This window comes from Dysosmobacter sp. HCP28S3_G4, assembly GCF_052065175.1.
In the GTDB taxonomy this organism is placed as follows: domain Bacteria; phylum Bacillota; class Clostridia; order Oscillospirales; family Oscillospiraceae; genus Oscillibacter.
Genome location: NZ_JBQHUP010000037.1, coordinates 1 through 26,141, shown reverse-complemented (window position 1 = coordinate 26,141; position 26,141 = coordinate 1). Strand labels below are relative to the sequence as shown.

Here is a 26,141-nt window from a genome sequence, read left to right as displayed (position 1 = left end):
CTCAAAAAAATGGCAAGGTGGAAATGGAATGACTCTGCCCATTTCCTATTTTCGATTCTATTTTCCCGAATATGTGCTGAAAACCCGGTTGCCGCCTAATTGCGCAACCGGGTTTCTCGACAGCCTGAGGGGCCATGCAGAGCATGGCCCCTTTTCCTGGAGAGAAAAAAGAAGAAAAACGAAAAACGGTTCGCGGCCGGAGGGGAAGGCCGCGCCTCAGGCTGTTTCGTTCCTGAGGATGGCTTGATTATAACAGGGCATTCTGAAAACAACTTGAAAAAACCGAAAATATTTTATGAATATTCTGTGTCGGTTTCCCGGATCTTATGAAAGTTTTCCGTCTCACTCTGTTCGTCCCGCAGAAAAGCCGCCGGCCTCTTGATTTTTTATTCAGCTTTCTTTAAGCTATACTGTTATAATAGGGCTATGAAAAAGGGGACGGCCTGCGCACCGGCCCCGCGAGGAGGTTATCTGCTTGATCGAAGTAAAGGATCTGGTGAAGCGGTACGGGGACCACTACGCGGTGGACCATCTGAGCTTCACCGTGGCCGACGGCCAGATCTTCGGCTTTCTGGGGCCAAACGGCGCGGGAAAGTCCACTACCATGAACATCATCACCGGCTATCTGGCCGCCACGGAGGGCGAGGTCATCATTGAGGGCCACAACATCCTGGACGAGCCGGAGGCCGCCAAGCGGTGCATTGGCTATCTGCCGGAGCTGCCGCCGCTGTATCCGGACATGACGGTTTTGGAATATCTCCGCTTCTGTGCGGAGCTGAAACAGATCCCCAAAGACCAGCGGGAGGATCAGGTGTCCCAGGCGGTGTCTCTGACCCATCTGGAGGACATGGGCGGCCGGCTCATCCGGAACCTGTCCAAGGGCTACCGCCAGCGGGTGGGTCTGGCCCAGGCCATCCTGGGCTTCCCGAAGATCATCATTCTGGACGAGCCCACCGTGGGTCTGGACCCCAAGCAGGTGGTGGAGATCCGGGAGCTGATCCGGCATCTGGCCAAGGACCACACCGTCCTCATCAGCTCCCACATCCTGTCGGAGATCCGGGCAGTGTGCGACCATGTGCTGATCATCCGCAAGGGCCGGTTCGTGGCCTGCGACACGCCGGAGAATCTGGAGGAGCAGCTCTCCGCCTGCGACCGGCTGGAACTGCTGGTCCGGGGCGGCGAGAGCGACGCGGACGCGGTGCTGGACCGGGTGGAGGGCATCCGCAGCCGCACCGTCACGGAGCGCACGGGCGATACCGTCCGCCTGCGCCTGTCCACCGCCGGAGACCGGCGGGAGGCGCTGTTCTTCGCCTTTGCCAAGGCCGGACTGCCGCTGCTGGAGCTGAAGCCCCAGCTGGCGTCCCTGGAGGACGTGTTCCTGGATCTGACGGACGATGACGATACCGTGGCCGCCAGGGCGGCGTCCCTGCTGAAGCAGGAGCGCTCCGCCGGACCCGCGGCAGCGGAAGGAAAGGAGGGGACCGGCCATGAAAGCGATCTATAAGCGGGAACTGCAGTCCTATTTCAACTCCATGACCGGCTGGATCTTCATCGCCGTGTTGATGGCCTTCATCGGCATCTACTTCATGGCCTACAACCTGATGAACGGCTCCGCCTACTTCTCCTACGCGCTGAGTGCCGTGCTGTTCCTGTTCATGGTGCTGGTTCCGCTGCTGACCATGCGGTCCATGGCGGAGGAGCGCCACAGCCGCACCGACCAGCTGCTGCTGACCTCTCCGGCCTCCATCACCACTGTGGTGATGGGCAAGTATCTGGCCATGATGACGGTGCTGCTGATACCGGTGCTGGTGTCCTGCCTGTGCCCCCTTATCATCAAGCTCAACGGCTCCGCCTTCCTGCTGGCGGATTACGGCACGCTGCTGGCCTTCTTCCTGCTGGGCGGCGTCCAGATCGCCCTGGGGCTGCTGATCTCCGCCCTGACGGAGAGCCAGCTCATCGCCGCCGTGGGCACCTTCAGCATTCTGCTGGTCCTCTACCTGTGGGACGGACTGGTGTCCTTCCTGCCCACCAGTGCCTCCGGCTCCCTGGCGGGACTGCTGGTACTGCTGGTGGTGGTCTGCTTCCTGCTGGACGCCCTGTCCAGCAACTGGAAGATCACCGCCGGCGTGGGCGGCGCGGGCATCGTCGCCCTGCTGGGCACCTATTTCTACGATTCCAGCAAGTTCGACAGCTTGATGCCCGATCTGCTGGGCAGCTTCTCCCTGACGGACGCGTTCACCGCCTTCGCCATGGACCACGTATTTGACCTGCGGGGACTGCTGCTGTATCTGTCCCTCATCGCTCTTCTGCTGTTCCTGACCTGTCAGGTGCTCCAGAAGCGCCGCTGGAACTGAGGAGGTGTGAAGGATGTCTCTCTTTTCCAAAAAGCCCGCCGGTGAGACGCCGGCGGAACAGAAGCCCGCTCTGAAGGAACGGGTCCGGGCCACCTCCAAAGCCCACAGCTCCCGCCGGGGCGCCTTCTCCGCAGGCGTGACGGCTCTGGCCGTGGCCGCTGTCATCATCTTCAATCTGCTGGTGGCCCAGCTTCCGGACGGAGTCACCCAGTTCGACATGACCAACTCCGGCATCTACGACATCACCGCCACCACCACCGATTATCTGTCCGCCGTCACCGACGACGTGGAGATCCACGTGCTGGCGGCCAAGGACAATGTGGACTCCCGCATCGTTCGGTTCCTCAGCAAATACGAGGACCTCAGCGGCCATCTCTCCGTGGAGTACGTGGACCCGGTGGCCCACCCCTCCGTGACCTCCAAGTACGGGGTGGACGGCAATACCGTGGTGGTGACCTGTGAGGCCACCGGCCGTCAGGAGTCCTTCAGTCTGGACGAGGTCATCGGCTTTGACCTCATGTCCTACTATTACTACGGCACCAAAAACGAGACGGACTTCGACGCCGAGGGCCTGCTGACCTCCGCCATCGACGGCGTCCTCTCCGGCACCTCCCAGATCATCTACCAGACCGCCGGACACGACGAGACCAGCCTGTCCGCCGATGTGGAGGAGCTGCTGAAGAAGTCCCACCTGGCCGTGGATTCCGTGAATCTGCTCACCAACAACGGCATCCCCGACGACTGCGACATGCTGCTGATCCTGGCCCCCACCCGGGACCTGGCGGACGACGAGCTGACCATGATCCGGGAGTATCTGGCCGGCGGCGGGCAGGTAGTCTACTGCATGTCCTCCCAGCTGAAGTCCCTGCCCAACTTTGAGGCGCTGTGCGCCGGCTACGGCATGACCGTCGCCGACGGCGTCATCGCCGATACCCAGCGCTACTATCAGAACATGCCCTTCCTGTTCTTCCCGGTGCTGAACTCCGGCGTGGATGCCGCCCAGGGCTTCGGCAGCGATGCCACCGTCCTGTTCTACAACACCCGGGGCATGACCCTGACGGACCCGGAGCGGGACACCATCACTGTGAAGTCCTTCCTGGACACCTCCGAGGGCGGCGTGGCCGTGACGGAGAACAACGATCAGACGCCGGGCACCTATTCCGTGGCCGCCGTGGCCACGGAGGAGACGGATGACGGCGTCACCGCCCGGTTCACCGTCTATGGCTCCATCTCTCCCATCGACGCCTCCATCACTGGCACCGCCACCAATCTGGACAACACGGGGCTCTTCCTTCAATCCGTCACCTGCGGCTTCCCGGACGTCTCCTCCATCAGCATTGAGCCGGTGAGCCTCCAGGAGCCCTACAACACCGTCACCACCGGCGGACTGTGGGCGCTACTGTTCATCTTCATCATCCCCCTGGGCGCCATTCTCTGCGGCTTTGTCCGCTGGATGCGCCGCCGCAAGCTGTGACCCCTGTCCCGCCCTCTCTTCCAGCCATTGCTGCCGCACCTGCGGCAGCAATGGCTGCTGCGGCCGGAAGGGCTTCCCGCCTTTTGACGGGCAGCCCTTACCGGCGGCGATTTTCCCCTTTGCCGGGGAAAAATCTTGTTTCTCTTTATGCCGCGGACCGCGGCGAAATGGAGGATTATTCTTATGAACAGACGACAGAAGAAGACCCTGAAATTCCTGGTCCTCCTGGTGGCGGCACTGGCCATCCTGCTGGCCGCGGTGTCCGCGGTGAAGCGGCACAAGGCCCAGGAGGAGGAAGCGGCGGCCGCCGCCTCCTCCGAGGAGAATACCGTCACCGACAGCGAGGCGGAATACAGCGCCCTGACCTACTCCAACAGCACCGCCACGTTGTCCTTCGCCCTGAACGAGGAGGGCAGCTGGTATTGGGTGGACGACCCGGAGTTCCCCCTGGATGAGACCTACATCATTAAGCTGGTCAACACCATCACCGGCCTCCAGCCCCAGCAGACCATCACCGGCGGAGACGCCCTGGAGGACTACGGTCTGGACGCGCCGGCCATGACCATCACCGCCGCGCCGCCGGAGGGCGAGCCCCTGACGATGTACCTGGGCAATCAGGTCTCCGGCGACAGCGGCAGCTACTACCTGTATATCGACGGGGACGACACCACCATCTACGTGGTGGAGGGTACCCTGGCCTCGGAGCTGAGCCAGGGCATCTACGACATGATGTCCCTGCCGGAGCTGCCCCTCATCAGCGAGGAGAGCTTTGACTCCATCACGGTGCAGGGCGCCGTGGAGACGGTCCTCACCGCCGCCGCGGAGAAGACCGCGGCGGAGAGCGGCGACAGCTCCTCGTCCTCCGCCGGGCAGAGTGAGGAGATCACCGTCACCTGGCACTCCGGCGGCGCCGACGTGACGGACAACGACACGGTCCGGAGCCTGGTCTCCGCCATCCGGACGCTGTCCCTGGAGCGCTGCGTGGACTACAAGCCCTCTGACGCGGCGGTGTCCCTGTGCGGCTTCGATGAGCCCGCCGCCACCGTTACCGCCCTGTACAGGGACGACAACGGTGCCGAGCAGACGCTGACCCTGGCGGTGGGCGGCACCACCCTGGAGGGCGGCAGCCGCTACGTCCGCGTCAACGACGACACCACCATCTATTCCATAGCGGAAGACAAGCTCTCCGCGGTCCTGACCGCGGCCGACAGCGGCCTGACGGCGTGATTGCTATTTTCTCGGAAAACTGATAGAATCAAGGGGGAATGAGCGGCTCATTTCCCCTTGATTTTACAAACAGGCGCTTTTGCGCCACCATCATAAACTTTCAGGAACGAGGTGCTGACCATGCGTGTTTTGGTCATTGAGGACGAGGTGCGGCTGGCCGCCACCCTCCAGGACCTGCTGGAGCTGAACGGCTACACCGCCGACGTCTGCCACGACGGAGAGGCTGGGCTGGACAACGCCCTGACCGCCATCTACGATGTGATCCTGCTGGACGTGATGCTGCCCAAGCTGGACGGGTTTACGGTCCTCCGCCGCCTGCGGGCGGAGGGCAACGCCACGCCGGTGCTGATGCTCACCGCCCGGTCGGAGACCAGCGACAAGGTGACGGGGCTGGACAGCGGCGCGGACTACTATCTCACCAAGCCCTTCGACCCCAAGGAGCTGCTGGCCTGCGTCCGGGCGCTGACCCGGCGTCAGCCGGAGCTGCGGGAGTCCGACCGCCTCACCTGCGGAGACCTGCGGCTGGAGCAGAGCTCCTTCACCCTGTATTGCGGGGAGCGGTCCGTCCGGCTGAGCCGGAAGGAATACGATATGCTGGAATTGCTGATGCTGAATCAGAAAATGGTCATCACCAAGGAAAAGCTGCTGCTGAAGGTCTGGGGCTATGAATCCGACGCCGAGGACAACAACGTGGAGGTCTATATCTCCTTCCTGCGGAAGAAGCTGGACTATCTGCACTCCGGGGTGAAGATCAGGACCATCCGCATGGTGGGCTACTGTCTGGAGACGCCCGACGCCTGAAGGATCGCGGCGTCTTCCGGACACAGAGGAGGGGAGACCGATGCTGAAACAAACAGGGAAGAAAAAGGGCTTTCCCATGATCCGTCGGCTGCGGCTGCAATTCGTGGCCGTGTGTATGATGCTGATCACCGCCGTGCTGGCGGCGGTCCTGATGGCGGTGTACTCCGCCGCGGAGCGGGGCTCGGAGCGGGCCAGCCGGACGGTGCTGGAGCGGGTGCTGGCGGAGGAGAACGCCTTTTCCCACGCCGGTCCGTCGGGACCGGCCCTGGGCTCCGGAAAGGTGCAGCTGCCCTATTTCACCGTTCAGATCTGGGGCGGCGACACGGTGTACGTCACCGGCGGCACCTACAAGGACATTGAAAACACCGATGAGCTGTCCGCCATCCTGCAGGACTGTCTGACCCAGGGCCAGCAGGAGGGCACCATCTCCGCCTATCACCTGCGGTATCTCCGACAGGACAACGGCATCTTCACCCGCATCGCCTTCGTGGATACGTCCATGGAGCAGGCGTCCCTGAAAGCCATGATGAGTTCCTATCTTCAAATCTCCCTGGCGGCGCTGCTTCTGCTGCTGGCGGTGTCCGTGGGCCTGAGCTGGTGGGTCACAAGGCCGGTGGAGCGGGCCTGGGCACAGCAGCGGCAGTTTCTGTCCGACGCCTCCCATGAGCTGAAGACGCCCCTGACCGTCATCCTCTCCAACGCGGAGCTGATGGAGGCCTCGCCGCTGGAGGAGCGGCAGGCCCGCTGGGCGGACAACATCCACTCCGAGGCCCGGCAGATGCGGACACTGGTGGAGGAGATGCTGACCCTGGCCCGGGCGGACAACATGGTCCCCACGGTGGTCTTCTCCGACGTGAACCTGTCGGACACGGCGGTGGACTGCGCCCTCCTGTTCGAGCCGGTGGCCTTTGAGGCGGGGAAGCCCCTGGAATACGACATTACGGAGAACGTCTTCGTCTCCGGCGACGCCGGGAAGCTGAAGCAGATCATCTCCGTTCTGCTGGACAACGCCATCAAATACGGCGCCGACGGCGGCGCCATCCGTCTGACCCTGGCAAAAACGGACCGGCAGGCCCGGCTCCAGGTGTCCAACCAGAACGCGAACGGCCCCATCCCGCCGGACCAGCTGCCCCGGCTGTTCGAGCGGTTCTACCGGGCGGACGCCTCCCGGGGGGAGAAGTCCGGCTTCGGCCTGGGCCTGCCCATCGCCGCCTCCATCGCCCAGGAACATAAGGGCGCTCTGAAAGCGGAGAGCGATCTGGCGGGCACCCGGTTCATCTTCACCATGCCGCTGAAAAAATGAGCGGGACTCTTTCAACAACGCACCAGCCGCCCGGAGCAATGCTCCGGGCGGCTGTCTGTTCTCTGCATGCACTTTTCCAGTGCCGGACCTCACCGCTGTCCGGCTTCCCCGGCGGCAGCCAGGGTGTGGATGGCCTCCAGGATGCAGCGCCCGCTGGCACGGGCTGTCTCATAGTCCAGCTCCGCCGGAGTGTCCTCCGGGCAGTGATAGCTGTCCGGAAGACGGGGCTCGCCGTTCTCCAGCCTGCGCCAGCAGACGTTGACGGCCTCCAGCCCCGCGTTGTGGAAGCTGATGTGGTCGCTTTCACCCATGTGGAAGACGCCGCCGATGTTCTTTCCGTAGAGCGTCTCATACGCCGCCGTCACGGCGGCGGAGAGCCGTCCCTCCGCCGGCTCCAGAAAGTCCCCCTCCTGATAGACGCCGTCCTCCGTTTTCCCCAGGGTATAGCAGACAAGCACCGCCTGGTCCTCCGGCGAGGCGGCGGAGATGTCCATGTTGAAGGCCCCCAGATGGCGGGCCTTTTCCGCCTCTGACAGCGACGCGACGTAAGCGGCGGAGCCGTGGTAGCCGTTTTCCTCAGAGCCGGGAAACACCATCCGGATCTCACAGGGGAAGCCGTCGTTTTCCGGCCCCAGACAGCGGGCGATCTCCAGCAAAACCGCCGCCGCGGCGGCATTGTCCCTGGCCCCCGGCGTCGTCTCCACGCTGTCATAGTGGGCGGTGATGGAGAACAGCGGACCGCCGGAGCCGGGATTGCAGACGGCGATCACGTTTTCACTGGTTTTCCCCATCAGGCCCTCAAAGGGGACCCGCCGCAGGGTGGGGTCCTCCGTGTCAGCGGAGAAGCCCGCGTCCTCCAGCGTCTCCATGATCCAGTCGCAGGCGGCGATCTCCCCGGCGGTTCCCGTGATGCGGACGCCGATGGTATCGCAGAGGTATTCCGTGTCCTGCCGGATCTGCTCCGCGCGCAGATCCCAGGGCGTTCCCTTGTCCGCCGGGGGTGCGCCGCGTCCGGCGCAGAGGAGGGCGGACAGGATTCCCGCAAGAACAACGGTATTTCTGATAAATCGTCTGGGTGGACGCATGGGGACCCTCCTTCGGTCTTGTGATGGCGGTCATTCCGGTGGTTTGTCTCTCCGTTCAGTATACCGCGGCAGGAGCAGGGAGGCAACCGTATTTTCCGGGGCAGGGACCGTTTTTCCGGTCGTGACCGGCTCAAAAAAACAGGCATCCGCACAGTCAGACTGTGCGGATGCCCGAATGGATCAGACATGGTCCAGAATCGCCCTCTGCCGCCGGGAGAACCGCCAGGTCAGCGTCTGGAAGGTCACCACGCAGACCCAGCCCACGCCCGTGGCCAGCGCCACGCCGGCCAGTCCCATCCGGCCGATGAGCAGCCAGGACAGCACTACCCGGATGGAGATGTGGAGGCAGGTGCCGATGACCGGGATGTTCACCATGCCCAGGCCCCGGAACCAGCCTACGAAGGCGTTGCCCACGAAGCACAGCACATAGAACCAGGCGATGAGCCGCATGTACGCCGCGCCGTTTTCCACAACGGTGCCGCCGGTCTCACCGGTCATCAGCACCACGCCGCCATATGCCGTGACGTACAGGATCACCGACAGCGCCACTCCCATGACAGCCAGCAGGGCAAATCCCTTCCGGAAGCCCTCTCTGGCCCGTTTTCCGTCCCTGTTTCCCACGTTCTGGGCCACGAAGAGGGACACCGCCGCCGCTCCGCTGTCTCCGAAGGAGTTGGCGAAGCCCTCGATCCGAGTGGTGGCGGTGTAGGCCGCGATCATGCCGGTGCCCATGGAGTTCACCGCCCCCTGCACCAGCAGCTTGCCGATGTACAGACTGGACTGGTGCAGCGCCGACAGCAGGCCGAAGGACAGGCTCTTTTTCAGCAGCGCCCGGTCCAGACGTGCGTCCTCCCTCCGGAACAGAAGCTCCGGCAGCATCCGCCGCAGATACCGGAAGCACAGTACGGCGGAGAGGCCTTGGGCGATGACCGTGGCCGCCGCCGCGCCCCGGATGCCCCAGCCCAATCCCGCCACGAACCACAGATCCAGCACGATATTCAGCGCCATGGCGATGAACAGGATCACCAGCGCCGCCGCGGTGTTTCCCACCGACCGGAGGATGGAGGCGCAGAGATTGTAATAATACGTGGCGATGAGTCCGCAGCAGACGATGGCCAGATACATCCGGCACTCCGCCTCCACCTCCGGCGGCGTCTGAATCAGCCGCAGCAGCGGTGTCAGAAACGCCAGTGCCAGCAGGGAGAAGCCCACCGTGGCCCCGCCCCCGTACACGATGGAGAGATAACTCTCCTTCCGGAAGGAGGGCAGGTCCTCCGCCCCGTAGAACTGGGCGAACAGGACAGAAAATCCGGCGCAGCAGCCGGAGAGGATGAAGATGAACAGATTCATCACCGTTCCTCCCACGCCCACGGCGGCAAAGGCGGCCTGCCCCACGAACCGGCCGATGATCCAGGCATCGGCGGCATTGTAGAACTGCTGCAAAATATTCCCCACCAGCAGCGGCGCTGTCAGAAGCCACAGCTCCTGATAAATGTTTCCTCTGGTGAGATTCAATGTGTGCCTCAAGGCGATCATCCTCTCTCTTTTCAGCTGCCGCACACATGATACCAGAAAAGAAAATCCTTGTAAAATGCCGGTTTTCGGCTTAAAATATAAAGTATAATTTATATTTTAAGCAAGTATCGGAGGACAACAATTATGACACAGCTGGAGATCGAGGCGTTTTTGGCCGTGGCGAAGACCGGCAGCGTCACGGCGGCGGCCCGACGGCTCTTTGTAACCCAGCCGGCTCTCAGCCGCCGTCTCCAGACCCTGGAGGCGGAGCTGGGCTACGCCCTTCTGAAGCGGAGCAAGGGCGTCCGGATGGCGGAACTGACGGAGGCGGGCCGGGCCTTTATCCCGCTGGCGGAGAAGTACGACGCCCTGTGGCGGGAGGCCCAGGCCATCCCCCAGCAGGAGAAGCAGAAGCTGCTGCGGCTGTCCTCGGTGGGAAGCGTCAGCTCCTATCTGCTGCCGGAGGTGTTCTCCGCCTTCATGGCCGCCTGTCCGGGGTACAGCATCCAGTTTCACCATCACCACTCCTTCGAGGCCTACGACTACGTGGCCCGGGGCGACGAGGACATCGCCCTGATCTCCGACGACATGTTCTCCCGGGAGGTCCAGACCATCCCCCTGTTCCGGGAGGAGATGGTGCTGGCCCTCAGTCCCGGCAGCAAGTACAGTGCGGTGGACCATCCCACGGGGCTGAACGGAAGGGACGAGATCCGCCTGCCCTGGAATCCGGAATACGACCTGTGGCACGACTTCTGGTTCCCGCCCACCCTGTCCCCCAGGGTCCTGCTGGATCAGATGTCCCTGCTGGAGTACTTTCTCCGCCGGGAGGATCTGTGGGCCTTTCTGCCCGTGTCGGCGGCGGAGCGGATGCGCTCCATTCCCGGCGTCCGCATCCGCCGTCTTCAGGAGGGGCCGCCGGAGCGGTTCATCTACTATCTGGTGAAGCAGACGGATCTCTCCCCGGCGATGTCCTTGTTTCTGAAGCTGCTGGATGAGGAACTGCGTACCGTCCCCGGCATCACGTCGCTGCTGTAAAAAATTTTTCTGCAAGCTGTAACGAACAGGGCCTGGATCGGATATAACAGGCAGAAGGGAGGGGAGTGGGCATGAACGATATGGACCAGGTCTACCGGCAGCACGCCCAGACCGTTTATAAGTTTCTCCTCTCCCAGTGCCATGACGCGGATTTGGCGGAGGAGCTGACCCAGGAGACCTTTTATCAGGCCGTGAAGTCCATCGGCCGGTTCGACGGCTCCTGCAAATTGTCCACCTGGCTGTGCCAGATCGCCCGGCACCTGTGGTATCAGCATCTGGAGAAACACCGGGCAGAGCGGACCATGACCCGCCCCCTGGCGGAGACGCCGCCGGAGGACGATCCCGCCGTCCCCTCCGCCGAGGAGGAGACATCGGCCCGGCAGGGTCATCTGGACCTGCTGCGGCAGATCCACGACCTGCCGGACCCCATGCGGGAGGTGGTGTATCTCCGGGCCTTCGGCGGTCTCAGCTTCCGTGAGATCGGCGACGTGCTGGGAAAGACGGAGAACTGGGCCCGGGTAACTTTCTTCCGGGGCAAGGAGCGACTGCGAAAGGACGGTGCGTTTGATGAAACCTGAACTGACCTGCGCCATTGTGCGGGATCTGCTGCCCTCTTACGTAGAGGGCCTGACTTCAGAGGAGACCAACCAGGCGGTGGACGCCCATCTGGCGTCCTGCCCGGATTGCAAACGCCTGCGGACGGAGCTGGACGCGCCGCCGGAGACGGAGACGGCGGAGCAGCGCCGGGAGGTGGACTATCTCAAAACCGTGAAGCGCCGGAACGGCAAGCGGATCGTGCTGGCGGTGGTATGTACGATTCTGCTGATCGCGGCGGGCATTGCCCTGAAGCTGTTCGTCATCGGCACCCCCGCCCAGGAACAGGACCTGATCGTCACCCAGGCGGTGGAGTCGGACGGCACGCTGCTGCTCACCGTCACCACGTCCAGCTCCTCCAGCGCCTTTTGGGAATGGACCGTAGAGCAGGAGGATTCCGGCGTGGTGCAGATTTGGGCCCGGCGGGTTCTGGTGTCCCCGCTGTTCTCCGAAGGCGGCAAAACGCTGGAAGTCCCGCTGGAGGGCACCTCCGGCATCTATCTCTGCGGCCGTTTCATCTGGCAGGACGGCATTCTTCTGAGCGACAGCATGTGGGACCTCTATCAGCTGCGGACACCCTATATCGGCAACCAGGTGGCGGTGGGCGATATTGCCCGGGCGCTGCGTCTTCAGGCGCTGTGCGGAGATTATACCGTCAGCATGCACACCTCCAGCCGTCCCTACCGGTGGACGGCGGAGTTCTCCGGCCGGTACGGCAAAGCCGCGGAGGCCGCCCTGGACCGGGATATGACCTATGTGGCGTTCCAGATGCTGGCCCTGGTGGACAACATGGATGAAGCGGCCTGGAGCTACACCGACGCGGAGGGGAACGAACACACCCATGTTCTGACGCTGGAAGACGCCAATTCCCGGCTGGCGGAGCTGACGGAGACGTACAATTCCCTGAACGGCACCACCTGGACGGCGCTGGACAGCGTGAAGGACTACACGGTGAATCCCGCCTCTTTCCAGAAGCTGCAGAGCATCCTGAAATACCTGGATGCCGGCTATCTGACCGAAACCTACAGCGGCGGGGTGATTCCCGTCCCGGAAACGGAAGACGGCGGGTATCACTTCGTCAACTGAACAGAGCGTTGAAATCGGGACGGGAAGACTCCGTCCCGATTCTATTTTGCCCTCCGTCCGCATAGGTTGTCCGCAGGAGGTGCGGAAGGACATGGACGTAAAAAAGGAATCCCGTTTTCTGTCGGCCCGGCGTCGTCTCCTGGCTCTGGCCGCGGCGGGGGCCACCCTCTGGACGGCCACGGTGACGGCGGGGAGCCAGACCGTCTCCTCGGCGCTGGCGGCTTTGCGGGGGTCGGTGGTATCCCCGGTGTCCGCTCTGCGGTGGGAGCTGGGGGACCTGTGGGCCGACGACCAGCTGTCTCCGGCGGCGGTGCTGGCCATTGGGGAATCCCCGCTGCTGCTGTCCGCCCGGGAGGAGGTGACCCGTCTCTGGTCCAGCGAGACGCCGGACACCGCTCCGGAGCCGGAGTCAACGGAGCCGCCGGTGGTGACCACGCCGGTGACGGAGACCCCTGTGGAACCGGACACGGAGCATACGGACAACGGCGTCCCCGCCAGGACGCTGGTACCCAACGACCCCTCCGGCTACACCGTGATTGGGAAGGTGTACATCAGCAATTCCACCAGCCATCAGCTGGGCTATACGGAGCTGACGGAGTCCTTTGACGCCGCCCTCACGGACGAGGAGCCCCAGATCCTGATCCTCCACACCCACGGCAGCGAGAGCTACACCCCGCCGGAGGGGACGGATATCCAGTACAGCGGCGATCACCGGACCCTGGACTCCCGGTACAATGTGGTCCATGTGGGGGACGAGATGGCTCAGGTCTTCGCCGACGCCGGCATTTCCGTCATCCACGACCGGACGCTGTACGACTATCCCTCCTATTCCGGGGCCTATGACCGGTCCCTGTCGGCCATCAACAGCTATCTCGTCCAGTATCCGTCCCTGCGGTTTATCCTGGACATCCACCGGGACGCCATTGAGGACAGTGAAGGCAACGAGTACAAGGTGGTGTCCGCCATTGAGGGGTGGGGCACGGCGGCCCAGCTGTCCATTGTGGTGGGCAGCGACGGCTCCGGCCTGAGCCATCCCAGATGGATGGAAAATCTGAAGCTGGCGGTGGCCATCCAGTCGGGACTGCTGCAGGAGTATCCCACGCTGATGCGGCCCATTCTGCTGCGGAACTCCCGGTACAACCAGCACGCCACCACCGGCTCCCTGCTGGTGGAGGTTGGCGCGGCGGGGAACTCCCCGGAAGAAGCCGCACTGGCGGGCCGTCTGTTCGCCCAGACCATGGTGGACGTTCTGGAGGGCCAGAGCAAATAATACTGTTTCTTGATAAAAAGGTTTGAAAAACCTTTTTATTGCGGCGTTACACGCCGCTGCGCCCATAGCGCCAAGAAAAGTATTGACAACATTCTTGCGGCTACGCCGCCGGGCCACATTCTGTGGCCCCGATAAAACGGATAAACCGTTTTATTAAGAATTCGTATAACAGCGCCGCGCACGGTGAAAGCACCGTGTGCGGCGTTCTGTCTCCTTTTATGATACAGTCCCGGTCAGCCCATGTGGACCCAGTCCCGGAGATAGGCCTGCTTTCTCGCCTCGAAATCCGCCGGACGCTCCGGGCGCAGCTCCGGATGGTTCAGCAGGTCGGCGGCGGTGCCCGCCAGCACCTTGGACACGGTGAGATAGCAGAACTCCTCGTCCCGGATAGTGAACTCGTCGCTGTGGAAGGCCCCGTCTACGCCGGAGAAGCCGAACTGGATGGTGGGCAGCAGGGAGCCCAGGTCCCCCAGGTCGCCGGAGGCGCCGTTGACGTAGTCGTGGGTAATGTCCTCCTCATTGCAGAACAGCAGCATGTTCTCCGCCGCCACCTGATTGATCTGCCGGGACTGGATCAGCGGCAGATAGCCGGGATGAGTCTCCACATCCGCTCCCAGGCCCAGGGCCTCGGCGCAGCCCCGGACGCAGCGGTCGAACCGTCCGGCGGCCTCCATGAGACTGGCCTGATCCGCCGCACGGACGTAGGTCTCCAGCACCGCCTCGTCGGGGATGATGTTGATGCCGCCGCTGACGTCCCGGACGACGGGGTAGATGCGGGTATAGGACTCCGGCGGGAACTGATCCTTCAGCAGCCCCAGTGCCGTCTCCGTCAGCACTGCGCCGTGGAGGGCGTTCCGGCCCAGATAGGGCGCCGCGCCGGAGTGAGCGGCTTTGCCGCGGAACGTGACCCGCTTGGTGAGGAAGCCCGTCAGTACTGTGTCCACGTCGAACCGGCGGCCGGGATAGCTGCTGGCGTGGAGGGACAGGACGCAGTCCACATCGTCGAACCAGCCGTTGGCGATCATGTCCTGTTTGCCAGACCGGCCCTTCAGCACACCGGCGGCCAGCAGCTCCTCCCGCCGCTGGGGATCCGTCAGCTCCTCCGCCGGGGTGAAGAAGAAGGATACCCGGCCGTCTATACTGCCGTCCTGTGTGAAGGGCAGCAGCGCCTGGAGCGCCGCCAATGCGTCGTTGGTCTGGATGCTGTGGCCGCAGGCGTGAATACAGCCGCCTCCCGCCTTCCGGGGCAGGGCGTCCATGTCCACCACCACCGCAATGTGATAGCCGCTCCTGCCCAGTCTCGCCACCACGCCGGTGAGGGACACGTCCTTCTCATAGGGCACACCCCATGCGTCCAGACAGTCGCAGATCATCCGCTCCGTCTCTGTCTCCTGAAAGCCCAGTTCCGGGCAGTTGAACAGCGCCCGTCCCCGGGCGGTGATGGTCTCCGCCTCCCGGTCGATGGTGCTGAAAATTCTCTCCTTTGCGATCATATCCCGTTACCTCCACTCTCTGGTCAGTCCCACGCCCACTTCGCCCAGCTCCATCCGGCGGCACATCTCCGCCCGGACCTTGAAGCTGGTGCAGTGGCAGGGCCACAGCTCTCCGATGGCCTCTCCGGCCAGATAGTCCATGGTCCGGCGGCTCCGCTCGTCCCGGTTCATGAGATGGAAGCCCCCCAGGATGCCCGCCACCCGGCGGGTGCCCGTCACCTGCTTGGCGTACTCCGCGATGTTGCACACGCCGCTGTGGGAGCATCCGGTGACGATGTAAACGCCCTCCGTCCCGGCGTAGGCCAGGGCGGAGTCGTCCATGCAGCGGTCCGGCGTTCCGTCCGCCAGAGTGCCCACGGCAGTCCGGGGCTGCACCAACTCCGGGATCTCCCCCAGAAACACCAGATGCTCCGTCAGCCACAGGGGCTCCCGGGACAGCCGCAGATCAAACCGGGCCTCCAGCTCCTCCCGTCCCACGGGGCAGCCCACTTCCAATCCGCCGTCCCGGCGGATCTGGAACACGTCCGGATGGGCCACCAGCGCCGGACGATGGCCGTCCAGGGCATCACAGAGGGGACGCAGTCCGCCGGTGTGGTCGTTGTGCCCGTGGGACAGCACCACGAAGTCCGCCGTCTCCGCCGGGATGCCCATGGCCCGGGCGTTCCGCAGGAAGACGTCGGAATAACCGGTGTCAAAGAGCACCCGTTTTCCGTCCGCCTCCAGCCAGCAGGAGAAGGCCGGCTCTCCCAGATAGTATTGGTCGATGTAGGTATGGTTGTCCGTCAGTACCGTCAGCTTCATAGCGACCTCCTCAGATGAATGGAAAAGGGGAGACACGGCGCTGTGTCTCCCTCTTTTGTATCAGTCCTTGATATACTCCCGGACGCGATAGGTGGCCCCGATCTCGTCCTCGCAGATCTTCCGGCAGTTTTCGATCTCCTCGGCCGGAATGGTGTCCACCACCGTCATCATCACCGTGGGGACGTATTTGCGGACCTCTTTCGTGAAGGCCTTCATGGCCTCATAGGCGCCCTCCTGCTGAGGGTGGCACAGGGCGTTGTACTTCTCCGCCGTATCGGTGTTCAGGGAGACGGAAACCATGTCGAACCGCCCCGCGAACTCCGGTGCGATATCCCGCCCGTTGATGAGGGAGCCGGTGCCGTTGGTGTCCATGCGGGTGAAGATCTTCGTCCCGTGTTCCTTCATCCGGTCGATGACCCAGCAGATGTCGTCCATGCGGTAGCTGGGCTCGCCGAAGCCCACAAACACCAGCTGCCGGTACTTAGACAGGTCATGGCTCTCGATGGACTCCAGCAGTTCCTCCTTGGTGGGCTCCCGCTTCAGCCAGAGATTGTGGGTATAGATGCTGCCGCCGGAGCTGGTGTTGTGCCGCAGGCAGAACTCACAGTTGAAGTTGCAGCGGTTGGTGGGGTTCACATACAGGTTGTCCCCATATTCGTAAGTGATGGTAAAGCCTTTTTCCATCGTGTATCGCTCCTTATGTTCAGGCCGCTTTCAGAAGCGGTCAAAATATACGCTCCGGACCTCTGTCCGTCACACCTTGCCCTCCAGGCGGAACAGCCGCAGGCCGTTCTCCCAGACGATGCGCTCCATCTCCTCCGGGGACACGCCCTTTCTCTCCGCCAGTTTTTCCACAACGTAGGGCAGATTGGTGGAATCGTTCCGCTTTCCCCGGTTGGGCACCGGCGACATATAGGGGGAATCCGTCTCTACCACAATGCGGTCCAGCGGCGTGACGTCCGCCGCCTCCAGCGCCCGTCGGGCGTTCTTATAGGTTACAGGCCCATCGAAGCCCAGATACCAGCCCAGCTTCACCAGTTCCGCCGCCATCTCCGGACTGCCGGAATAACAGTGGAACACGCCCCGGACCTCCGGAAACTCTTTCACGATGGCCAGACTGTCCCCATGGGCCTCCCGGTCGTGGACGATGACGGGCATGTCCAGTTCCCGGGCCAGCACCAGCTGCCGCCGGAACACCGTCTGCTGAAACTCCCGGGGCGGATTCTGCTCCCAGTAGTAGTCCAGACCGATCTCCCCGATGGCCACGGCCCTGGGATGCTCCGCCAGCGCCCGGATGGCCTGGAAATCCGCCTCCGACGCGCCGGCGCAGTCCTCAGGATGGATGCCCACGGCAGCCCAGACATGGGGATATCGCTCTGCCAGCGCCACAGCAGCCCGGGAACTCTCCACGGTGCAGCCGGGGTCCACCACCAGTCCCACGCCCCGCCGGGGCAGGGAGGACAGCAGCTCGTCCCGGTCCTTTTCAAAGGCACTGGCGTCATAATGGGCATGGGTGTCGAAGATCATGGTTTCTCCTCCGGTTTTCAGGAATATACGTATAAATCATATTATAGTGTGCTGCTGTGGATTTTGCAAGACGGATAACCTGTCGGAAACCGTCAGGTTCCGGAAAAATAAACAGGGCCGGACAACCTGTGTCCGGCCCTCAGGCTGTCGAAAAAGTCCGATGGACTTTTTCGACAGCCTGCACAATGCCTCGCTTTTCTGCCCGCGAAGCGGGCCGAAAAGCTGCCGCTGCGCGGCGCAAACGCCTGCTGACACAGGCTTTTTGCAGGCATTTGATTCAACACGAGGGGGCTCTCGCCCCCTCGTACTCCCCCTGCAAAAAAGGACTCTTTTCCTTCAGACAGGGTTTTTCGACAATCTGAGGGCCGGACACCCCGTGTCCGGCCCTATCGATTCATCTCGTGTCTCTCAGCACAGCTTGGCGCCGGCAGGAATGGCGTCGTCCACCATGATGAGGTGCAGGCACTCCTCGCCCTTTTCGGTGTGGACGGCGGAGAGCAGCATGCCGTTGGACTCCAGGCCCATCATCTTCCGGGGCGGCAGGTTCACGATGGCCACCAGCGTCTTGCCCACCAGCTGCTCCGGCTCATACCACTTGTGGATGCCGGACAGGATCTGGCGATCCGTGCCGGTGCCGTCGTCCAGGGTGAAGCGCAGCAGCTTGGCGCTCTTCTTCACCGCTTCGCAGGCCTTCACCTTCACGGCCCGGAAGTCGGACTTGCAGAAGGTGTCGAAGTCCACCTTCTCGGTGAGCTGGGGCTCCAGCTCGATGGCGGGCAGGGCGGCCTTCTTGGCCGCGGCCTCGGCGGCTTCCAGCTGCTCCAGGGCCTTTTCCGCGTCCACCCGGGGGAATAGGTTCTCGCCCTTGGTGACGGTGACGGTCTCGGGCAGGCTGCCCCAGACAGCGGCGCTGTCCCAGGTCTGGATGTCTGCCGGCGCGCCGATCTGGACGAACAGCTTGGCCATGCTCTCCGGCATGAAAGGCGTCAGCAGGACGCCGCAGATGCGGGTGGCCTCCAGCAGATTGTACAGCACATTGGCCAGCCGCTTGCTGTTGGCCTCCATGTCCTTGGCCAGGGTCCAGGGCGCCGTCTCATCGATATACTTGTTGGCCCGCTGGATGACCTTGAACACCTCCGCCAGGGCGGTGTGGGGCGCGAAGGACTCCATGGCCGCCTCGTACTTCTCCCGCAGGCCGGAGGCCATGGCGATGAGCTCCCGGTCGCAGTCCTGGGGATCGTCCCAGGTGCCGCAGCCCTGGGGCAGGGTGCCGCCGAAGTACTTGCCCGCCATGGCGGTGGTGCGGGACAGCAGATTGCCCAAGTCGTTGGCCAGGTCGGTGTTGATGGTCTGGATCAGCAGCTCGTTGGAGAAGTTGCCGTCGGAGCCAAAGGGGAAGGTGCGCATCAGGAAGAACCGCAGGGCGTCCACGCCGAACTGCTCCGCCAGCACGTAGGGGTCCACCACGTTGCCCTTGGACTTGGACATCTTGCCGCCGTCCAGCAGCAGCCAGCCGTGGCCGAAGACGTGCTTGGGCAGGGGCATGCCCAGGCTCATACAGAAGGCGGGCCAGATGATGGAGTGGAACCGGACGATCTCCTTGCCCACGATGTTGATGCCGGGCCAGTAGTCCGCATAGTCATTGTACCTGTCGTTCTCATAGCCCAGGGCGGTGACGTAGTTGAACAGGGCGTCCAGCCAGACGTAGACCACGTGCTTGGGGTCGAAGTCCACGGGGATGCCCCAGGTGAAGGAGGTGCGGGAGACGCACAGGTCCTCCAGACCGGGGTCGATGAAGTTCTTCACCATCTCGTTGACGCGGCTGCGGGGCTGGAGGAAATCCGTGTTCTCCAGCAGATCCCGGACCCGGTCGGCATACTTGCTCAGACGGAAGAAGTAGGCCTCCTCCTCAGCGTCCACCACAGGCCGGCCGCAGTCGGGGCAGCAGCCGTCCTTCAGCTGGCTCTCGGTCCAGAAGGACTCGCAGGGGGTGCAGTACTTGCCCTTGTAGGTTCCCTTGTAGATGTCGCCGTTGTCGTACATCTTCCGGAAGATCTTCTGAATGGCCGCCACATGATAGTCGTCGGTGGTGCGGATAAAGCGGTCGTTGGAGATGTCCATCAGCTTCCACAGGTCCTTGACGCCCCGGGGGCCCTCCACGATGTTGTCCACGAACTCCTTGGGGGTGACGCCGGCCTCCTTGGCCTTGTTCTCGATCTTCTGGCCGTGCTCGTCGGTGCCGGTGAGGAACAGCACGTCATATCCCTGGAGCCGCTTGTACCGGGCGAGGGTATCCGTGGCCACGGTGCAGTAGGTGTGGCCGATATGGAGCTTGTCCGAGGGATAGTAGATGGGGGTGGTGATATAGAACTTTTTCTTTTCCATGGGTTTTCTCCTTTTCAACGGCCGCTCCGAATGGAAGAGGGCCGGTAATCACGCATGCACATGTATTATAACGGTATCTTCCTGAAATTACAACATTCCGCCGGGATTTTACAGCCTGCGCCGCTCCCGGCTCTTATTCCCGGTCCGCCAGAGACATCCGCTTCCAGCGGCCGGACAGGTAGTACGCCACCGACAGCGTGAAGCCCACGGTCCAGCCCACGCCGATGCCGTAATACATATAATCAGGGCCATAGTGGTTGGCGATCCAGTACACCGCCGGCACGCGGACCAGGATCAGGGAGAAAAGCACGTCCAGCATGGCGAACAGACTGTCTCCGGCGCCCCGCATGGCGTTGTTGAGGCAAAACATCACGGAAAACAGGAAATAGAACGGCATGATGCACTTCAGATATACCGTTCCCGCCTGGATGACCGCGGGCGTGTCAGAGAAAACGCTCACCAGCGCCGGTCCCAGAGGGATCAATACCAGCATCACCGCCGACCAGATCACGGCGGCGATCAGGGTGACGCGGATACCCCGGCGGACCCGGTCCAGCCGTCTGGCACCGATATTCTGCCCCACAAAGGCGGTAACGGCACTGCTGAGACCCTGTACCGGCAGAAAGGCCAGCTGATCCAGCCGGTAGCCCACGTTATAACCGGCGGTGAATTCCTTACCGTAGGAGTTGATCTTGCTCATCACCACCATGGCCCCCACCGATACCAGGGACATCTGAATGCCCGCCGGCAGGCCGATCTCCATGATCTGCCGGAAAAGCGTCCTGTCAAACCGGCGGCAGAAGGGCCGGATGGCAATATCGGGATAGCGGCGATTGATGTAGAACAGGCCGAACAGCCAGGAGAAAGCCTGGGAGAGGATGGTCCCCAGCGCCACGCCGGCCACGCCCATTCCGGCGGCCAGCACCAGCGCCAGGTCCAGCGCGATATTCATCAGCGACGAGATAGCCAGAAACAGCAGCGTTGTCCGGCTGTTGCCCAGGCCACCCAAAATGCCCGCGTTGATGTTGTAGCCGATGGTGCCCACGAGCCCGGCGCAGACGATCATCAGATAGACCCACGCCTCGTGATAGGCGCCGCTCTCCACCCGCAGCACAAACAGCAGCGGCTTTACCAGCAGCAGGGCCAGCACCGTCACCGGAAGGGCGGCGGCCATGAAAGCCGTATAGATGGTGTCCACCGCATCCCGCACCCGGTCCAGCTTCCCCGCGCCGTAATACTGGGCGATGACCACGGTGCCGCCGTTGGAGATGCCCATGAACAGGGAGGTGAACATGAAGATCACCGGGAAGCCCACGCCCACCGCGGCCAGGGCCGCGTCTCCCACGTAGTTGCCCACCACCCAGGAATCCACCATATTGTACAGCTGCTGGAGAAAGCTGCCCGCCAGCAGCGGCAGAGCGAAATAGAAAATATGTTCCGCTGGGCTTCCATCGGTCATATTCCGCAGTCCGCGCTCTGATCTTGCCATAGGAACCCTCCGTCTGAATCTGTCGTATTTTATCATTCTACTCTCTTTTTTTATGGGCGGCAAGGTTGTTTTCTTCCACAACATCGGATAAAATGGGGAAAACACCACAAGTGGAAAGGAAATCGCTTATGAGACTGGTATCCTGGAACGTCAACGGCCTGCGCTCCTGTCTGGGCAAGGGCTTTCTGGACTTCTGCGCCTTCGCCGACGCGGACGTCATCTGCCTGCAGGAGACAAAGATGAAGCCCGAACAGGCCCAATTCGACCTGCCGGGCTATGAGCGCTACTGGAACAGCGCTGACAAGGCGGGCTACTCCGGCACCGCCGTCTTTACCAGAAAGGCGCCGCTGAACGTCACCTATGATTTCGGAATCGACGAGCACCGCCATGAGGGCCGGGTCATCACGGCGGAATTCGAGGACTTCTATCTGGTCTGCTGCTACACCCCCAACTCCAAGGACCAGCTTCTGCGGCTGGACTACCGCATGGCCTGGGAGGACGACATCCGGGAGTATCTCATGGACCTGGACCGGGTGAAGCCCGTCATCTACTGCGGCGACCTCAACGTGGCCCATGAGGAGATCGACATCAAAAACCCCAAGACCAACCGCCGGAACGCCGGCTTCACCGACGAGGAGCGGGAGAAAATGACGAAGCTCCTGTCCTCCGGCTTCGCAGACACCTTCCGCCGCCTCCATCCCGACACCACCGGGGCCTACAGCTGGTGGAGCTACCGGTTCCACGCCCGGCAGAACAACGCCGGATGGCGCATCGACTATTTCATCGTCTCCGAGCGGCTGATGGACAAGGTCACCAAAGCGGACATCTGGAGTGAGATCACCGGCAGCGACCACTGTCCCGTGGTGCTGGATATCGACGTGTGAGGACCTCCCAGATCCCCACTGTCAGGCCTGCGCATCTTACGACAGCAGCGCGTTGATCTCCTCGATCTCCAGGTCCTGCAGCGCCCAGTTGACGGCGTAGCCCACCACCTTGCTGAGATCCCGCACCTGGGCGTCAATGTCCCGGGGCGTGACGGTGACGTTTTTCCCGTGGCTCCGGAGCTTCTTTTCGTCGATGTCGGTGATGCCCGCCTCCTCCAGCAGATCCGCGGCCAATGTGGCGCCGTCCACCACCGTGGGCACGCCGACAGCGATGACCGGCACGCCCAGCGTCCGCCGGTCCAAAGCCTCCCGGTGATTCCCTACGCCGGAGCCGGGAATGATGCCGGTGTCGCTGAGCTGGACGGTGTTGCACACCCGGCCCATCCGCCGGGCGGCCAGGGCGTCCACGGCGATGACCACATCCGGCTTCGTCTCCCGCACCAGCGCCCGGACAGCCTCCGCCGACTCCACGCCGGTGGTGCCCAGTACCCCGGCGCCAAAGGCCGCCACCGGCCGGAATCCGGCGAACTGCTTCGGCATGGCGGAGATGAGGTGCCGGGTCACCAGCAGATGGCTCAGCACCTCCGGCCCGATGGCGTCCGGCGTCATGGCCCGGTTGCCCAGCCCCACCACCAGAACCGTGCCCTCGCCGGGCAGCAGCTCCCGCAGCTCACCGCCCAGCGTCCGCACCGCCCGCTCGAAGAACTCCGGCTTCCGCTGCCAGTAGGACGTCAGATCCACCGTGCGGTAATTGCCCACCGGCTTTCCCAGGGCCTTGGCCCCCTCCTGGTCCAGGATCTTCACCGTCGTCACGGGATAGCCCTCCCGCTTTGTCTTCTCCGCCTTGACGCCGGAGAGGCGGGAGGTCTTCTCCGCCGACTCCTGCCAAAGCTCCCTGGCCTCCAGCGCCAGGTCCGTCCGCTTGGTAATCATGCAAAAGGTGCTCCTTTCGGCCACAAAATCTTGTGTTCGCTGGTTAGGTTTTGCGGTTCTGAACACAATATGCAATTTTTGTCCGAAAATCGTAAAAAAACCCTTGCTTTTTGAGAAGATAGCTGTTAAAATATCATTCTGCACGGGAGGAGTGTGTTTTCTCCCATCGATTTTGCCTAAGGGAGGTGTTTGGTTTGCCGAATATCAAGTCTGCCAAAAAGCGCGTTCTCATCGCTGAGGCCAGAAACGCCCGTAACAAGGCTGAAAAGTCCGCGCTGAAGACCGCCATCAAGAAGTTCGAGGCCGCTGCCGCAGAAGGCAATCGCACCGAGGCCGATGGCGCATACAAGGTTGCAGTCAAGAAGGTCGATCAGGCGGTCGCGAAGGGCGTTCTGCACAAGAACACGGCTGCTCACCGCAAGAGCGCCATGACCCTGAAGCTGAACCAGCTCGGCTGATTTCGCGCAAAAGCAAAGGACATCCACGGATGTCCTTTTTTGCTGCCCAAAAGCAGACGCCGGAGAGAAAACTCTCCGGCGTCTGTTCCTTTATCCCTGAAAATTGTTCTCCTGATAGTACTGGATGTACCGGAAGCGCTGTAAGAGCGCCCGGGCCTCCTCCGGCAGGTCCGCCTCCCGGTAGTATTCCCCATCCCACCAGAACCGGCCGATGGTGGTGATCACCGGCATCTGCTGCCGGATCTCCTCGGTGGCCTGCATGTAGGCGTTTCCCTTCCAGCCGCACAGGGCGAACAGCTGGTTCATCAGGAAGTTGGGGGAGAGGTCCGGCCCCTGTCCCCTGAAGTCGTTTCCAGTGACGGCTTTCGCAGCGTCGTTGGCCCAGATGACATAATCTGTGGAATATTTGTTGTACAGTCCGGCGGTGCCGGAAGTATCCAGATCAATGCCCAGCTCCGTATAGGCGGAGTTTCCGTTGCCCATTCAGGGCCGGTGATCGCCGTAGATCACCACTGCCACCGGCTCATCCAGGGCGGCGAACTGATCCAGCAGCGTCCGCAGGTTCTCCGCCGTGTTCCGAAGCGATGCGAGGTAGTTATCCACAATATTGGTGGTCTCTGTGGAAAACCTGCCGTCGGTATAGACCTCGCCCCAAATGTTTTCCGCCGTTTCATAGGGTCCATGGCCTTGATAGGTGACGTTGAAGGAGAACACCGGAGCGCCCTCCGCCGCGGCATTCTGATAGAGTTGGAAGATGTCCGGCAACAGGATATCGTCGTAGGCGATACCGCCGGCCAGATCCTGATAGCGGTTTTCCAGATAATAATACGTGGGAATGCCCAGATAGCTGTTCACATTCTCCCGGTTGTAGAACCACTCGTAGCAGGGGTGGCTGCCCAGCACGGTGTAGCCCTGCTCCGCGAAATACCAGGCGTAGGAGTTGACGGGCTTCCGGAAGTTCTCCAGCTCCGCGAAGCCGGTGAGGAAGGTCCGCTCCGTGTTGATGGTGCCGCCGGCAAAGATGTTATCCACAAGCCGGCCATGGAAGCTCTCCTCCAGGATGCCGTGATACGTCTCATACGCCCGCTCCCAGTCCACGCCGGGGACGCCGCAGTCGGAGAAGTCGGCGAAGGCCTCCAGCTGGAGGGTGATGACGCTGATCTGCTTCTCCGCCGGGATATCCTCGCTGACATAGCCGCCGAGGATCTCTTTCGCGTCGGCGGCCCGGTAGCCCTCCGGCTTTTCTATTTTGTCCGCGGAGATGCTGTGGAGGAAGGGATAGACAAAGCCCTTGGAGATGTAAACCTGCGTGGCGGACCACCGGTTGATGACATCAAAGTTCTCTGTTTTGGTGTCGTAAATGGCATCGTCCGCGCAGAAGTGGTATGTCACGCCCAGCGCCGCCGCCGGGATCAGCGCCAGCGCCAGCCGTCGCCGGAAGGGGAGGGCCAGCCGCCGCTTTACAAAGAAGGAGAGGAACAGGACGCCCAACAGGAGACAGGCGATGCCGAACAGCATCCGCTTGTCCGGCGTCAGGTCGTATTTCTGCTTGGCGGTGATGGACAGCGCCTCCTTGATGTTCAGGACATCGGCGAACATCAGGGGATCGTCCCGGAATTTCAGAAGGTAATAGTCCCCCAGAGTGAAGCCCATGACGATGACCGCCGCCGTGATGAAGGCGGGCCGGACCGCGCCGTACAGGCAGTAAAACAGGAACACCAGCAGCACCACCGGCAGCACGTTCAGCAGCAGGATCAGCGGATGCCGTAGATAGGTGCCGAACAGTCTCCGGTCATAGAGGCCGAAGGCGTACAGCAGGGACAGCAGACCCAGCCCAACGCCGGAGGCCGCCGTCCAGAACAGCGTCCAGGCCATGGTCTGGGTGAGAGGGCGTTTTCCGGGTATATCCGGCGCCGGCGTTCTCTCAATGGTTGGGGTCATTTTCAAAGGACATTCTTCCTTTCACAATCAACTGTTGTGTATTTTCAGCTATCATAGCACACGCTGCTGAAAAATGCAAAAAAGAAGCGGCCGGACAAAAGTCCGGTCGTTTCTCATGGTATTTTGTTACTCCAGCGTCTCCACTTCCGCCTGCCACAGACTGGCTTCCGCGTCGCTGGGCATCCGCCTCGTCGTTGCAAGCTCCATATCCCTCGCCCCGGCGGAAAGCCGGGGCTCACTCATTCCGCTGCAACTCCTCTCCCCACCGGACCCGCTTCGCTGGGCTCCGGCGGGGGCCCCGGAATGGCGACTGGCTCCTCTGATTCCGGTTACTCCAGCGTCTCCACTTCCGCCTGCCACAGACTGGCTTTCGCATCGCTGGGCATCCGCCTCGTCGCTGCAAGCTCCATATCCCTCGCCCCGGCTTTCCGCCGGGGCTCACTCATTCCGCTGCAGCTCCTCTCCCCACCGGACCCGCTTCGCTGG

24 protein-coding genes are annotated in these 26,141 nt (G+C 62.5%); 13 read left to right on the top strand and 11 right to left on the bottom strand.

Translation table 11 applies throughout. The features are described 5' to 3' along the window. The 7 genes from ACTNBU_RS09355 to ACTNBU_RS09325 all read left to right on the top strand — a co-directional run. Positions 1-247, top strand: a 247-nt coding sequence (locus ACTNBU_RS09355; RefSeq protein ID WP_441033219.1) for a hypothetical protein, incomplete at its 5' end; no start/stop codon positions are given. Between the two features lie 228 nt (positions 248-475). Continuing rightward, a complete protein-coding gene (locus tag ACTNBU_RS09350; RefSeq protein ID WP_441033216.1) occupies positions 476-1,504 on the top strand; it encodes an ABC transporter ATP-binding protein in 1,029 nt (342 codons plus the stop codon). Then, the gene (locus ACTNBU_RS09345) at positions 1,488-2,354 is read left to right on the top strand and encodes an ABC transporter permease (RefSeq protein WP_441033214.1); all 867 of its coding nucleotides are present in this window, start codon (positions 1,488-1,490) and stop codon (positions 2,352-2,354) included. Before ACTNBU_RS09350 ends, ACTNBU_RS09345 begins: the two co-directional genes overlap by 17 nt. Positions 2,355-2,367: 13 nt before the next feature. Then, a complete protein-coding gene (locus ACTNBU_RS09340; RefSeq protein WP_441033211.1) occupies positions 2,368-3,828 on the top strand; it encodes a Gldg family protein in 1,461 nt (486 codons plus the stop codon). A 183-nt stretch (positions 3,829-4,011) separates the two neighbouring features. Continuing rightward, positions 4,012-5,055 carry a DUF4340 domain-containing protein gene (locus tag ACTNBU_RS09335; RefSeq protein ID WP_441033209.1) on the top strand — a complete coding sequence of 348 codons (1,044 nt, stop codon included), beginning with the start codon at positions 4,012-4,014 and terminating at the stop codon, positions 5,053-5,055. A 120-nt stretch (positions 5,056-5,175) separates the two neighbouring features. Then, complete coding sequence (locus tag ACTNBU_RS09330; RefSeq protein ID WP_441033206.1) at positions 5,176-5,856, top strand: response regulator transcription factor; 681 nt, start codon at positions 5,176-5,178, stop codon at positions 5,854-5,856. A 40-nt stretch (positions 5,857-5,896) separates the two neighbouring features. Then, on the top strand, positions 5,897-7,159 hold the full coding sequence (locus tag ACTNBU_RS09325) for a sensor histidine kinase (protein ID WP_441033203.1): 1,263 nt from the start codon (positions 5,897-5,899) through the stop codon (positions 7,157-7,159). Between the two features lie 89 nt (positions 7,160-7,248). Here ACTNBU_RS09325 and ACTNBU_RS09320 read toward each other — a convergent pair whose 3' ends face one another. Both ACTNBU_RS09320 and ACTNBU_RS09315 read right to left on the bottom strand, forming a co-directional pair. Next, entirely contained in the window at positions 7,249-8,244 is a 996-nt protein-coding gene (locus ACTNBU_RS09320; protein ID WP_441033200.1) for a M28 family peptidase, read from the bottom strand. Positions 8,245-8,424: 180 nt separating this feature from the next. After that, complete coding sequence (locus ACTNBU_RS09315; protein ID WP_441033198.1) at positions 8,425-9,771, bottom strand: MATE family efflux transporter; 1,347 nt, start codon at positions 9,769-9,771, stop codon at positions 8,425-8,427. A gap of 132 nt (positions 9,772-9,903) precedes the next feature. Between ACTNBU_RS09315 and ACTNBU_RS09310 the strand changes: the two genes are divergently transcribed. From ACTNBU_RS09310 to spoIIP, 4 genes are all read left to right on the top strand, one after another. Next, positions 9,904-10,794 carry a LysR family transcriptional regulator gene (locus ACTNBU_RS09310; protein ID WP_441033195.1) on the top strand — a complete coding sequence of 297 codons (891 nt, stop codon included), beginning with the start codon at positions 9,904-9,906 and terminating at the stop codon, positions 10,792-10,794. Between the two features lie 71 nt (positions 10,795-10,865). Beyond that, a complete protein-coding gene (locus ACTNBU_RS09305; protein WP_441033193.1) occupies positions 10,866-11,372 on the top strand; it encodes an RNA polymerase sigma factor in 507 nt (168 codons plus the stop codon). Then, entirely contained in the window at positions 11,362-12,474 is a 1,113-nt protein-coding gene (locus ACTNBU_RS09300; RefSeq protein ID WP_441033190.1) for a DUF4825 domain-containing protein, read from the top strand. The genes ACTNBU_RS09305 and ACTNBU_RS09300 overlap by 11 nt, the downstream gene beginning before the upstream one ends. 91 nt (positions 12,475-12,565) lie before the next feature. Beyond that, complete coding sequence (gene spoIIP / locus ACTNBU_RS09295) at positions 12,566-13,744, top strand: stage II sporulation protein P (protein WP_441033188.1); 1,179 nt, start codon at positions 12,566-12,568, stop codon at positions 13,742-13,744. A 233-nt stretch (positions 13,745-13,977) separates the two neighbouring features. Here the strand turns inward: spoIIP and ACTNBU_RS09290 are convergent, their stop codons facing one another. The 6 genes from ACTNBU_RS09290 to ACTNBU_RS09265 form a co-directional block, all read right to left on the bottom strand. Further along, positions 13,978-15,237, bottom strand: a complete 1,260-nt coding sequence (locus ACTNBU_RS09290) for an amidohydrolase (protein WP_441033185.1) — start codon at positions 15,235-15,237, stop codon at positions 13,978-13,980. Positions 15,238-15,243: 6 nt separating this feature from the next. Next, positions 15,244-16,038, bottom strand: a complete 795-nt coding sequence (locus ACTNBU_RS09285; protein WP_441033183.1) for an MBL fold metallo-hydrolase — start codon at positions 16,036-16,038, stop codon at positions 15,244-15,246. Between the two features lie 60 nt (positions 16,039-16,098). Continuing rightward, the gene (locus tag ACTNBU_RS09280; protein WP_441033181.1) at positions 16,099-16,722 is read right to left on the bottom strand and encodes a TatD family nuclease-associated radical SAM protein; all 624 of its coding nucleotides are present in this window, start codon (positions 16,720-16,722) and stop codon (positions 16,099-16,101) included. Positions 16,723-16,791: 69 nt separating this feature from the next. Further along, positions 16,792-17,565, bottom strand: coding sequence for a TatD family hydrolase (locus ACTNBU_RS09275; RefSeq protein ID WP_441033178.1), 774 nt, complete (start codon positions 17,563-17,565; stop codon positions 16,792-16,794). 408 nt (positions 17,566-17,973) lie between these two features. Next, on the bottom strand, positions 17,974-19,950 hold the full coding sequence (gene metG / locus ACTNBU_RS09270) for a methionine--tRNA ligase (protein WP_441033175.1): 1,977 nt from the start codon (positions 19,948-19,950) through the stop codon (positions 17,974-17,976). Between the two features lie 133 nt (positions 19,951-20,083). After that, positions 20,084-21,439: an MATE family efflux transporter gene (locus ACTNBU_RS09265; protein ID WP_441033172.1), complete on the bottom strand. Its 1,356-nt coding sequence runs from the start codon at positions 21,437-21,439 to the stop codon at positions 20,084-20,086. 128 nt (positions 21,440-21,567) lie between these two features. Between ACTNBU_RS09265 and ACTNBU_RS09260 the strand changes: the two genes are divergently transcribed. Continuing rightward, a complete protein-coding gene (locus ACTNBU_RS09260) occupies positions 21,568-22,323 on the top strand; it encodes an exodeoxyribonuclease III (protein ID WP_441033169.1) in 756 nt (251 codons plus the stop codon). Between the two features lie 36 nt (positions 22,324-22,359). Here ACTNBU_RS09260 and gpr read toward each other — a convergent pair whose 3' ends face one another. Further along, entirely contained in the window at positions 22,360-23,256 is an 897-nt protein-coding gene (gene gpr, locus ACTNBU_RS09255; RefSeq protein WP_441033166.1) for a GPR endopeptidase, read from the bottom strand. A 194-nt stretch (positions 23,257-23,450) separates the two neighbouring features. On the opposite strand from gpr, the gene rpsT reads away from it, so the two are divergent. Continuing rightward, positions 23,451-23,714 carry a 30S ribosomal protein S20 gene (gene rpsT, locus ACTNBU_RS09250; RefSeq protein WP_441033163.1) on the top strand — a complete coding sequence of 88 codons (264 nt, stop codon included), beginning with the start codon at positions 23,451-23,453 and terminating at the stop codon, positions 23,712-23,714. A gap of 90 nt (positions 23,715-23,804) precedes the next feature. Here rpsT and ACTNBU_RS09245 read toward each other — a convergent pair whose 3' ends face one another. Continuing rightward, the gene (locus tag ACTNBU_RS09245) at positions 23,805-24,197 is read right to left on the bottom strand and encodes a hypothetical protein (RefSeq protein ID WP_441033160.1); all 393 of its coding nucleotides are present in this window, start codon (positions 24,195-24,197) and stop codon (positions 23,805-23,807) included. Then, complete coding sequence (locus ACTNBU_RS09240) at positions 24,198-25,589, bottom strand: sulfatase-like hydrolase/transferase (protein WP_441033158.1); 1,392 nt, start codon at positions 25,587-25,589, stop codon at positions 24,198-24,200. Between the last annotated feature and the right edge of the window lie 552 nt (positions 25,590-26,141).

Excerpts from the sequence above, each read along its gene's own strand:
- ACTNBU_RS09345 (WP_441033214.1), top strand. The coding sequence starts at position 1,488 with ATGAAAGCGATCTATAAGCGGGAACTGCAGTCCTATTTCAACTCCATG.
- gpr (WP_441033166.1), bottom strand. The coding sequence starts at position 23,256 with ATGATTACCAAGCGGACGGACCTGGCGCTGGAGGCCAGGGAGCTTTGG.
- spoIIP (WP_441033188.1), top strand. The coding sequence starts at position 12,566 with ATGGACGTAAAAAAGGAATCCCGTTTTCTGTCGGCCCGGCGTCGTCTC.
- ACTNBU_RS09340 (WP_441033211.1), top strand. The coding sequence starts at position 2,368 with ATGTCTCTCTTTTCCAAAAAGCCCGCCGGTGAGACGCCGGCGGAACAG.
- ACTNBU_RS09290 (WP_441033185.1), bottom strand. The coding sequence starts at position 15,237 with ATGATCGCAAAGGAGAGAATTTTCAGCACCATCGACCGGGAGGCGGAG.
- ACTNBU_RS09245 (WP_441033160.1), bottom strand. The coding sequence starts at position 24,197 with ATGGGCAACGGAAACTCCGCCTATACGGAGCTGGGCATTGATCTGGAT.
- ACTNBU_RS09240 (WP_441033158.1), bottom strand. The coding sequence starts at position 25,589 with ATGGCCTGGACGCTGTTCTGGACGGCGGCCTCCGGCGTTGGGCTGGGT.
- ACTNBU_RS09300 (WP_441033190.1), top strand. The coding sequence starts at position 11,362 with ATGAAACCTGAACTGACCTGCGCCATTGTGCGGGATCTGCTGCCCTCT.
- ACTNBU_RS09285 (WP_441033183.1), bottom strand. The coding sequence starts at position 16,038 with ATGAAGCTGACGGTACTGACGGACAACCATACCTACATCGACCAATAC.
- ACTNBU_RS09305 (WP_441033193.1), top strand. The coding sequence starts at position 10,866 with ATGAACGATATGGACCAGGTCTACCGGCAGCACGCCCAGACCGTTTAT.
- ACTNBU_RS09325 (WP_441033203.1), top strand. The coding sequence starts at position 5,897 with ATGCTGAAACAAACAGGGAAGAAAAAGGGCTTTCCCATGATCCGTCGG.
- ACTNBU_RS09310 (WP_441033195.1), top strand. The coding sequence starts at position 9,904 with ATGACACAGCTGGAGATCGAGGCGTTTTTGGCCGTGGCGAAGACCGGC.
- ACTNBU_RS09320 (WP_441033200.1), bottom strand. The coding sequence starts at position 8,244 with ATGCGTCCACCCAGACGATTTATCAGAAATACCGTTGTTCTTGCGGGA.
- ACTNBU_RS09260 (WP_441033169.1), top strand. The coding sequence starts at position 21,568 with ATGAGACTGGTATCCTGGAACGTCAACGGCCTGCGCTCCTGTCTGGGC.
- ACTNBU_RS09265 (WP_441033172.1), bottom strand. The coding sequence starts at position 21,439 with ATGGCAAGATCAGAGCGCGGACTGCGGAATATGACCGATGGAAGCCCA.
- ACTNBU_RS09335 (WP_441033209.1), top strand. The coding sequence starts at position 4,012 with ATGAACAGACGACAGAAGAAGACCCTGAAATTCCTGGTCCTCCTGGTG.
- ACTNBU_RS09275 (WP_441033178.1), bottom strand. The coding sequence starts at position 17,565 with ATGATCTTCGACACCCATGCCCATTATGACGCCAGTGCCTTTGAAAAG.
- ACTNBU_RS09330 (WP_441033206.1), top strand. The coding sequence starts at position 5,176 with ATGCGTGTTTTGGTCATTGAGGACGAGGTGCGGCTGGCCGCCACCCTC.
- ACTNBU_RS09280 (WP_441033181.1), bottom strand. The coding sequence starts at position 16,722 with ATGGAAAAAGGCTTTACCATCACTTACGAATATGGGGACAACCTGTAT.
- metG (WP_441033175.1), bottom strand. The coding sequence starts at position 19,950 with ATGGAAAAGAAAAAGTTCTATATCACCACCCCCATCTACTATCCCTCG.